The 8,530-nt window shown below is 69.6% G+C and carries 9 protein-coding genes; 4 read left to right on the forward strand and 5 right to left on the reverse strand.

The genetic code is table 11. The annotated features are described in order from the left end of the window. Positions 1-266: 266 nt before the first annotated feature. The 4 genes from AB0N89_RS38910 to ccrA all read right to left on the reverse strand — a co-directional run bounded on the left by AB0N89_RS38910 (position 267) and on the right by ccrA (position 4,518). Positions 267-1,409: an adenylate/guanylate cyclase domain-containing protein gene (locus AB0N89_RS38910; protein ID WP_364216018.1), complete on the reverse strand. Its 1,143-nt coding sequence runs from the start codon at positions 1,407-1,409 to the stop codon at positions 267-269. Beyond that, a complete protein-coding gene (locus AB0N89_RS38915) occupies positions 1,409-1,858 on the reverse strand; it encodes a universal stress protein (RefSeq protein ID WP_364216021.1) in 450 nt (149 codons plus the stop codon). The genes AB0N89_RS38910 and AB0N89_RS38915 overlap by 1 nt, the downstream gene beginning before the upstream one ends. Before the next feature lie 105 nt (positions 1,859-1,963). After that, the gene (locus AB0N89_RS38920) at positions 1,964-3,073 is read right to left on the reverse strand and encodes a chromosome segregation protein (protein ID WP_364216082.1); all 1,110 of its coding nucleotides are present in this window, start codon (positions 3,071-3,073) and stop codon (positions 1,964-1,966) included. A 104-nt stretch (positions 3,074-3,177) separates the two neighbouring features. After that, positions 3,178-4,518 (reverse strand): crotonyl-CoA carboxylase/reductase, encoded by a 1,341-nt coding sequence (gene ccrA, locus AB0N89_RS38925; RefSeq protein WP_364216024.1) that lies wholly within the window; start codon positions 4,516-4,518, stop codon positions 3,178-3,180. A gap of 205 nt (positions 4,519-4,723) precedes the next feature. Between ccrA and AB0N89_RS38930 the strand changes: the two genes are divergently transcribed. After that, a complete protein-coding gene (locus AB0N89_RS38930; protein WP_364216027.1) occupies positions 4,724-5,092 on the forward strand; it encodes an SPW repeat protein in 369 nt (122 codons plus the stop codon). 16 nt (positions 5,093-5,108) lie between these two features. Beyond that, entirely contained in the window at positions 5,109-5,672 is a 564-nt protein-coding gene (locus AB0N89_RS38935) for a helix-turn-helix domain-containing protein (protein WP_364216030.1), read from the forward strand. Here AB0N89_RS38935 and mce read toward each other — a convergent pair. Next, positions 5,666-6,115, reverse strand: a complete 450-nt coding sequence (gene mce / locus AB0N89_RS38940) for a methylmalonyl-CoA epimerase (RefSeq protein WP_005166692.1) — start codon at positions 6,113-6,115, stop codon at positions 5,666-5,668. The two genes, AB0N89_RS38935 and mce, sit on opposite strands and share 7 nt — an antisense overlap. Positions 6,116-6,246: 131 nt before the next feature. On the opposite strand from mce, the gene AB0N89_RS38945 reads away from it, so the two are divergent. Then, a complete protein-coding gene (locus AB0N89_RS38945; RefSeq protein WP_364216034.1) occupies positions 6,247-7,428 on the forward strand; it encodes an acetyl-CoA C-acetyltransferase in 1,182 nt (393 codons plus the stop codon). A gap of 5 nt (positions 7,429-7,433) precedes the next feature. Then, on the forward strand, positions 7,434-8,402 hold the full coding sequence (gene meaB, locus AB0N89_RS38950) for a methylmalonyl Co-A mutase-associated GTPase MeaB (protein WP_364216037.1): 969 nt from the start codon (positions 7,434-7,436) through the stop codon (positions 8,400-8,402). Positions 8,403-8,530 lie beyond the last annotated feature (128 nt).

Genomic DNA, 8,530 nt, shown 5'->3' on the forward strand with positions numbered 1-8,530 from the left:
CCCCTGCGGCCTGTCCGCGGTCCCCCCCCCCTTTGCGCGGGGGGGTGTTTTGTGCGTATTCTGTTACACCCCCAACCCCCCACTCACGACCACCCGGACCGACCCGGGAGCTTCAGGTGATTGGACGGACGACACGCGTGATCCGGCCGGGCCCGCCACGAGCCGTCCGCCGGATCACCTGTGTCGTCCATCTGATCACGCGTGTCGTCCGCCCAGTCACGCGAAACCGCTCGATCGCAGGCACCCGAGACGCGGCTGCCGGGGAGTCAGCGGCGTCGGCGCCGCTTCGGCCGGGGCGGCAAGGAGTCCGCGGTGGCGTCCTCGGCCTCGTCCAAGACGGGGTCGGGAGCAGGAACGGAGTCACCCAGCCCGAGCATCTCCGCGGCGAGCTGCTGCGAAGACGCGAACATGCCCGAAGGCCGGTCCCGCGCCCGGCGCAGGGAAGAGGGCCGCAGCCGGTTGTAGCCCCGCACCGACACCGGCCGCCGCGTGCGCACCTCGAATTGCGGGAACGCCAGGAGTTCGGTGGCGAGTTCCTTGTCCACCAGGATCGTGCCCGGCCGCGCGGTCGAGGTGAGGCGGGCGGCGAGGTTCACGACCGAGCCGTAGACGTCGCCGAACCGGCTGAGGATCCGGCCCGACGCCAGACCGGCGCGCACGGCGGGGAGCGTCTCGTCGGCGTCGGCGCGTTCGGACAGCGCGAGGGCGATCTCGGCGCCGTCGACGGCGGAATCGGCGACGAACAGGACCTCGTCGCCGATCATCTTCACGATCCGCCCGTGGTGATCGGCGACCACTTCGGAGGCCACGGATTCGAACCGGTCGAGGATGTCGGTCAGCTCGTCCTCGCCGACCTGCCTGGTCAGCCGGGTGTAGCCGACCATGTCGACGAAGCCGACCACCTCGGTCCTCGCTTCGAGGTCCTCGTCCGGCATGGCCAGCGCCCGGCCCGCGTAGGCGGCGAGGTGGCGGCGCCAGACGAAGTCCTGCACCTTCTCCAGTTCGGGCAGCAGCCTGTCGACGAGCCGTCCGATCTGGCGTTCGCTGCTGCCGATCTCCTTGTTCTCGGTGATCATCGTCCACAGCATGTGGACCTGCCATTCCGCGAGCCGCGAAAGGTGCTGGCCCAGGGCGCGCGTCACCGCCAGCTCGATGCTCGGGTCGATCAGCCCCGAGTTCATCAGCTGGTCCGCCGTGCGGATCGCTTCCACGTCGGCGTCGGTGAAGACGACCTCGTCGTCCTCGACGGTCGCGAAACCCAGCGCACGCCAAAGCCGCCGAGAGCGTTCTTCGGGAACGCCTGCCTTCTCGGCGACTTCGAGCCGGGTGTACTTGCGTTTCCCGCCGAGCAGGATCCGTTCGAGGCGCTGTTGCAGCGCGTCGGGCGAGAACTCGCCGGGTTCGGGCATCAGGTGGTGTGGACGATGAGCACGTCCACGCCGGACTTCCGCGCGACCTCGGACGGCACGGAGCCCAGGATGCGGCCCGCGAGCGTGTTCAGCCCGCGGTTGCCGACCACCAGCAGGTCCGCGGAACGCTCGGCGACGACCTTGCGCAGCGAGTCGACCGGGTCGCCGACGACCGCGGCGGTCTCGATGTTCGTGGCGCCGGCCTTCGCCGCCCTGTCGCGGGCGGACAGGAGGGTGTCCTCGGCCGGCGCCGAGCCCACCACCTGGTACGCCTCGTCACCGAGGACGTCCTGCGCCTTCTCCACGTCGCCCTTGTTGGCGGGGTAGTAGGCGCACACGATGACCAGGGTCGCGTCGGCGTCCCCGGCGACGCCCGCGGCCTTGTCGACCGCGGCGAACGAAGAATCCGATCCGTCCGTGCCCACGACCACGGTCCGATATGCAGCCATCCGCAACCTCCACCGATCTGACAGCCCGCACCTGCGCGCGAGCAGCGACGATAACCGCTCGCCGACGGCCCCGCAGGCCGTCGTGAGCTCGGTCGGGTGAGAAGGTTACTCGCCAGTCGGTTTCTGCGCTGCCGCAGGTCGCGGTGAAGGCTTCGCGCCGGATGTGGCCTTCGGCACATCGGCCGTCCGGAGCTGCACGGTGGCTTCCGAGTCGGGCGACGGCTTCGCCTTCAGATCCGCCGGGACGTGCGGTTCGTCGCCGAGCACGTGCGTCGCCTCGGCGAGCGCGGTCCGCGCGGTGCGGACCTGCTCGGCCAGGCTGGAGCGCACCTTGCGCAGCGCTTCCACCCGTTCGGTGGCCTGCGTGATCCGCCGGTTGGACTCCTCGGTGGCCTGCCGGACGCGGCGGCGTGCCTCGTCGGCCGCCTCGGCGAGCCGGGCGTTGGCCTCGGTGATCGAGTCCTGCTTGCGCTTGTTGGCGTCGGCGACCGACTCCCGCTGACGGCGCTCGATGTCGGCCTTGGCGGCCGTCTCCTCTTCGAGCACCTTCGCGCGGATGGAGGCGGCGTCCTCGGTGGCCTCGCGGACGCGGCGGGCGGCCTCGGCCTTGCTGGAGGCCTCTTGCTCGGCCAGCGCGTGCATGGCTTCGGTGCGCCGCGACGCCATCGCGATCTCGAAGTCCTCTTCGACCTGCGTGCGGCGCTGCTGCGACTCGGCGTCGAGCTGGTCACGCTCGGCCTTCGCCTTGTCGGTGATGTCCTTCGCCTCGGCGCGGGCCTTCTCCAGCACCCCGCGGTGCTCGGCCTCCATCTCCTTGCGACGGAGGTCGAGCTCGTTGAGCAGCTGCTCGTAACGGGCCCGCATGGCGCTCGCGTCGGTCTCCGCCTTGGCGCGGATGTGCCCGGCTTCGGCTTCCGCACGCGCCTTGGTGTCGGCGGCCTCGTCCTGCGCGAGCCGCAGCATGCGCTGCAGCCGCTCTGACAGGCCTTCGACGCTCGTCGGCGGCTGGGCGAGCCTGTCGACCTGCCCGCGCAGGTCCGCGATCTCGCCGCGCGCGATCTCCAGCTGCCGTGCCAGGTCGCCCGCTTGCCCGATGGCGGCATCGCGATCGGCGGTGAGCATCTTCAGATCGGCGTCAAGCCGTTCGAGATGTTCGTCGACCTGCGCACGGCTGTAACCGCGCTTCGCCACGTCGAAGCCGGCTCCCAGCGGCACTAGCTCCCGTTCCTCGCCAAGGCTCATCCTTCTACCGTAGTCGAGCTGCGGTCACGGAAGGGTGAGCACCCACGCAACGCGCGGCGAAAGCGCGTTCTGGCGCGCTAAACGTTCCGGAACGCGTTGATCCCGTCGAGGTGCTTTTCGCGCAGCTCGTGGTTCCGGACGCCCAGACCTTCTTCCGGAGCGAGGGCGAGCACGCCGACCTTGCCCTGGTGGGCGTTGCGGTGCACGTCCAGCGCGGCCTGGCCGGTGTCTTCCAGCGAGTAGGTCTTCGACAGCGTCGGGTGGATCAGGCCTTTCGAGATCAGCCGGTTCGCTTCCCACGATTCGCGGTAGTTCGCGAAGTGGCTGCCGATGATCCGCTTCAGGTTCATCCACAGATAGCGGTTGTCGTACTGGTGCATGAAGCCGGACGTCGACGCGCACGTGACGATCGTCCCGCCCTTGCGCGCGGCGTAGACCGAAGCGCCGAAGGTCTCGCGGCCCGGGTGCTCGAAGACGATGTCCGGGTCCTCGCCGCCGGTCAGCTCGCGGATCTTCTTGCCGAACCGCTGCCACTCCTTCGGGTCCTGGTTGTCGTCGTCCTTCCAGAACCTGTAGCCCTCCGCGTTGCGGTCGATGATCAGCTCCGCGCCCAGTTTCCGGCAGATCTCCGCCTTTTCGGGGCTGGAGACCACGCACACGGGGATCGCGCCGCCGTTGAGCGCGTACTGCGTCGCGTAGGAGCCGAGGCCGCCCGAAGCGCCCCAGATCAGTACGACGTCGCCCTGCTTCATGTCCGCGCCGTTGCGCGAGACGAGCTGGCGGTAGGCCGTGGAGTTCACCAGGCCGGGGGACGCGGCCTCTTCCCAGGTGAGGTGGTCCGGCTTCGGCATGAGCTGGTTCGCCTTCACCAGCGCGACTTCGGCGAGACCGCCGAAGTTCGTTTCGAAGCCCCAGATCCGCTGCTCGGTGTCGAGCATCGTGTCGTTGTGCCCGTCGGGGCCCTCGAGTTCGACGTTGAGGCAGTGCGCGACGACCTCGTCGCCCGCCTTCCAGTTGTGCACGCCGACGCCGGTGCGCAGCACGACGCCGGACAGGTCCGAGCCGACGACGTGGTACGGCAGGTCGTGGCGCTTCGCCAGCGGCGACAGCCGCCCGTAGCGCTCCAGGAACTTGAACGTCGAGACCGGTTCGAAGATCGAGGTCCAGACGGTGTTGTAGTTGATCGCGCTCGCCATGACCGCGACCAGCGCCTCGCCCGGGCCGAGTTCCGGCGTCGGGACCTCGTCCACGTGCAGCGACTTGCGCGGGTCCTTGTCCCGGCTTTCGAGGCCTTCGAACATGCCGGCCTCGTCCTTGTGCACGGTGACACCGCGATAGGACTCCGGCACGTCGAGCGACGCCACGGCGCCGAGGTCATCGTTCAGAATGGCCTGCTGGATCTCGCCGAGCTGCGACATCGGAACCTCCGCGAAAGGGGTGACGGCGTTGTGGCGACTCAAATTACTCACGGGTAACCAAGACCACAACCGTACGAGACGTGGAGCACGTACACATCCCGAAGTGTTATCGACCGGTCTTGACCGGCCGGCCAACCAAGCGGACCATCGGTGGTGGAGATCTCTCCGACCTGCAGGTTCAGCCGAATTGCGGAGGTGAGCACGCATGAACGAACCCACGACGCGCCCCTGGACCCGGCCCCATGACTGGGCGGAGGTGGTCATCGGTGTCGTGGTCGCGCTTTCACCCCTCTGGATGACCACGGACAGCACCGCCATGTGGTCGCTCGTCATCCTCGGCGCGCTGATCGCCCTCGACGGCCTCGCGTCGCTCGCGATGCCTGGCATGGTCTATGGCGAAGGCATTCAGATCGTCCTGGGCGCGCTGCTGTTCGTTTCGCCTTGGGTGATGGGCTTCGCCACCTTCATGGGCGCTTCCTGGACCGCCTGGGTGGGTGGCGTCCTGACCGTGGTGGCCGGGGCGGCCGCGATGCCGATCGCCCAGGCGACGCACAAGACGGCGGGACAGCACTGACGCGCAAGGAGAAAGCGTGAAAGAGGATTCGGCGAAACAGCGCATCCTGCGCGCCGCGGAGGCGCTGTTCGCCGAGTCCGGTTTCGACGCCACGCCCACGTCGCGGATCGCCGAGCGGGCCGGCGTGCCCAAGGGCCTGGTGCACTACTACTTCCGGCGCAAGACGGACCTGCTGGCCGCGCTGGTCGCCGAACTGCCCGACGCGCGCATCGAACCGGCCGTCGTGGTGGTGCCCGGAGACCTCGCGGGCAGCCTGCGCGGCCTCGTCGTGGAACTGGACAGGCGGTTCAACCGGTCCTTGGCGCTGTCACACCTGCTGTGGCGCGAGGCCGACACGCACCGCGCGGTCCGTGACGCGCTGGCCGAACGGTTCCAGCAACTCGTCCGCCAGGTGAAGGCGGTGATCGTCGCCGCGACCGGCGGCGAACTCGCGATCGCCGACGTCGATTCGGCGTCGGGGCTGCTCGCGCGGGCGGTCAGCCATCGCCACGCGACGGCACGGCACAACGAAGACGGGGACCCCGCGGAGATGGATCGCGAGGTCCTCTTCATCGCCGAAGCGCTGACGCGGGGTCAGTGACCGTCTTTCGCGGGCTCGACCAGCTCCACCAGCACGCCACCGGCGTCCTTGGGGTGGACGAAGTTCACCCGGCTGTCGGACGTCCCGCGCTTCGCCTCGTCGTAGAGCAGCCGGAGTCCCTGCGCGCGCAGGGCCGCGGCGGCCGCGTCCACATCGGACACTCGGTACGCCAGCTGCTGCAGTCCGGGGCCGCTCTTCGCGAGGAACTTGCCGATCGCGGAATCGTCGCGCAGCGGCGCGAGGAGCTGGATCGCGGTCTCGGTCCCGGCGGTGCCCGGCGCGCGCAGCATCGCCTCGCGGACGCCCTGCTCCTCGTTGACCTCCTCGTGCGCGACCTCCAGGCCGAAATGCTCGGCGTGGAAGGCGATCGCGGCGTCGAGGTCGGGCACCGCGATGCCGACGTGGTCGATAGCGGTCACGAACGGTTTCAGCGCCTGGTTCATGCAAAGCAGGATAGGTCCGCGGGCGAGCGAACCGGCGTGCGCCGCCTCACACTGGCTCCATCAAGACGCCCGTGACCCGGGTATGGTCGCGAAGACCCCCTTTGCCCTTGCGCCGATGCTTGGAGGACGCCGTGTCCGGTTCCGTGATCCTGGGTGCCGCCCGTACACCGATCGGGCGATTGCTCGGTTCCCTGAAGGACTTCTCGGGCGCGCAACTCGGCGGCTTCGCCATCAAGGCGGCGCTGGAGCAGGCCGGTGTCTCCCCGGACGCGGTCCAGTACACGATCATGGGCCAGGTGCTCACCGCCGGCGCGGGCCAGATCCCGGCCCGCCAGGCCGCGGTCGCCGCCGGCATCCCGATGTCCGTCCCGGCGCTGAGCATCAACAAGGTCTGCCTCTCCGGTCTCGACGCCATCGCGCTCGCCGACCAGCTCATCCGCGCGGGTGAGTTCGACCTGATCGTCGCGGGCGGCCAGGAGTCGATGACCCAGTCGCCGCACCTGCTGCCGAAGTCCCGCGCGGGCTTCAAGTACGGGGACACGACGCTCGTCGACCACATGGCCTACGACGGTCTGTTCTGCGCCTTCGACCAGGTCGCGATGGGCTCTTCGACGGAGAAGTACAACAGCCGCTACGGGATCACCCGTGAGCAGCAGGACGAGTTCTCCGCGCGTTCGCACCAGCGCGCCGCCGCCGCCATCGAGGCGGGCCGTTTCGACGCCGAGATCGCGCCGGTGTCGATCCCGCAGCGCAAGGGCGACCCGGTCGTCTTCTCCCAGGACGAGGGCGTCCGCGCCGACACCACCGCCGAGGGGCTCGCGAAGCTGCGCCCGGCGTTCGCCTCCGACGGCACCATCACCGCCGGTTCGGCCTCGCAGATCTCCGACGGCGCGGCCGCGGTCATCGTCGCGAGCAAGGCCAAGGCCGAGGAACTGGGCTTGACGGCGCTCGCCGAGATCGGCGCGCACGGTGTGGTCGCCGGTCCGGACGCCAGCCTGCACGAGCAGCCGTCGAACGCGATCCTGGCCGCGCTGGCCAAGGAGAAGCTGACCGCGGACGCGCTCGACCTCGTCGAGATCAACGAGGCGTTCGCCGCCGTCGGCCTGGTTTCGGCCGACAAGCTCGGGCTCGACCCGGAGAAGGTCAACGTCGACGGTGGCGCCATCGCCCTCGGTCACCCGATCGGCGCGTCCGGCGCGCGGCTCGCCGTGCACCTGATCCACGAGCTCCGCCGTCGCGGTGGCGGTCTCGGCGCGGCCGCCCTCTGCGGCGGTGGCGGCCAGGGCGACGCGCTGCTGCTCCGCGTCCCGTAAAGCCCTTGCCGGTACAGCTGGACATCGACGAACTGGTCGGTCGCGCGCGGGACGGCGTCCCCCGCGCGATCGCCCGGTTGCTGTCGCTGGTCGAGGACGCCCATCCGCAACTGCCCGAGGTGGCGGCGAAGCTGACGCCGCACACCGGCCACGCGCGGGTCGTCGGGCTGACCGGCCCGCCCGGTGTCGGCAAGTCGACATCGACGTCCGCGCTGCTCACGGCCCTGCGGGCACAAGGCCTGCGGGTCGGGGTGCTGGCGATCGACCCGTCGTCGCCGTTCTCCGGCGGCGCGCTGCTCGGTGACCGGATCCGGATGACCGAACACGCCACCGATCCCGGCGTGTTCATCCGTTCGATGGCCACGCGCGGGCACCTCGGCGGGCTTTCGTGGGCGACGCCGCAGGCGGTCCGCGTGCTCGACGCGGCCGGTTTCGACGTCGTGCTGATCGAGACCGTCGGGGTCGGTCAGTCCGAAGTGGACGTCGTGAAACTGGCCGACACCACGGTGGTCCTGCTCGCGCCAGGGATGGGCGACGGGATCCAGGCGGCCAAGGCGGGCGTGCTGGAGATCGCGGACGTGTTCGTCGTCAACAAGGCCGACCGCGAGGGCGCGGACGCGACCGTCCACGACCTCAAGCAGATGATCTCCTTGGTGCGCCGGGAGATCCGCGGTCCGAGCTGGCGTCAGCCGATCGTGCGAACGGTGGCCTCGCGCGGCGAGGGGGTCGACGACGTCGTCCGCGCGCTGGGCGAACACCACGACTGGCTGGTCCAGCGCGACGAACTGCCGCGGCGCCGCGCGGCACGGGCCCGGGACGAGGTCGAGGCGATCGCCGTGCAGCGGTTGCGCGCGGAAATCGTCGACCTGCGTTCCGGCGACAGGCTCGCCGAATTGGCCGAACGCGTGGTGGCACGGAAGCTCGATCCGTTCGCGGCGGCCGAAGAATTGATCAAAGATCTTCGCGACTCGTGAGTGGTAAGGACGGTTCTAGTCGAAGTGTCGTGCTCGATCGCTCGCGCGCCTGTCGGGTTAGGGTGTCGGGGGATGGACATTTGGGGGGCACTCTATGGAGAAAAAATATTTTGTCTATCGAGTTGAAG

This window comes from Amycolatopsis sp. NPDC089917 (assembly GCF_040684635.1).
GTDB lineage: Bacteria > Actinomycetota > Actinomycetes > Mycobacteriales > Pseudonocardiaceae > Amycolatopsis.

What these genes read in the sequence shown, in the direction of transcription:
- AB0N89_RS38910 (WP_364216018.1), bottom strand. Translation starts at nt 1,409, where the DNA reads ATGCCCGAACCCGGCGAGTTCTCGCCCGACGCGCTGCAACAGCGCCTC.
- AB0N89_RS38915 (WP_364216021.1), bottom strand. Translation starts at nt 1,858, where the DNA reads ATGGCTGCATATCGGACCGTGGTCGTGGGCACGGACGGATCGGATTCT.
- ccrA (WP_364216024.1), bottom strand. Translation starts at nt 4,518, where the DNA reads ATGTCGCAGCTCGGCGAGATCCAGCAGGCCATTCTGAACGATGACCTC.
- AB0N89_RS38930 (WP_364216027.1), top strand. Translation starts at nt 4,724, where the DNA reads ATGAACGAACCCACGACGCGCCCCTGGACCCGGCCCCATGACTGGGCG.
- mce (WP_005166692.1), bottom strand. Translation starts at nt 6,115, where the DNA reads ATGAACCAGGCGCTGAAACCGTTCGTGACCGCTATCGACCACGTCGGC.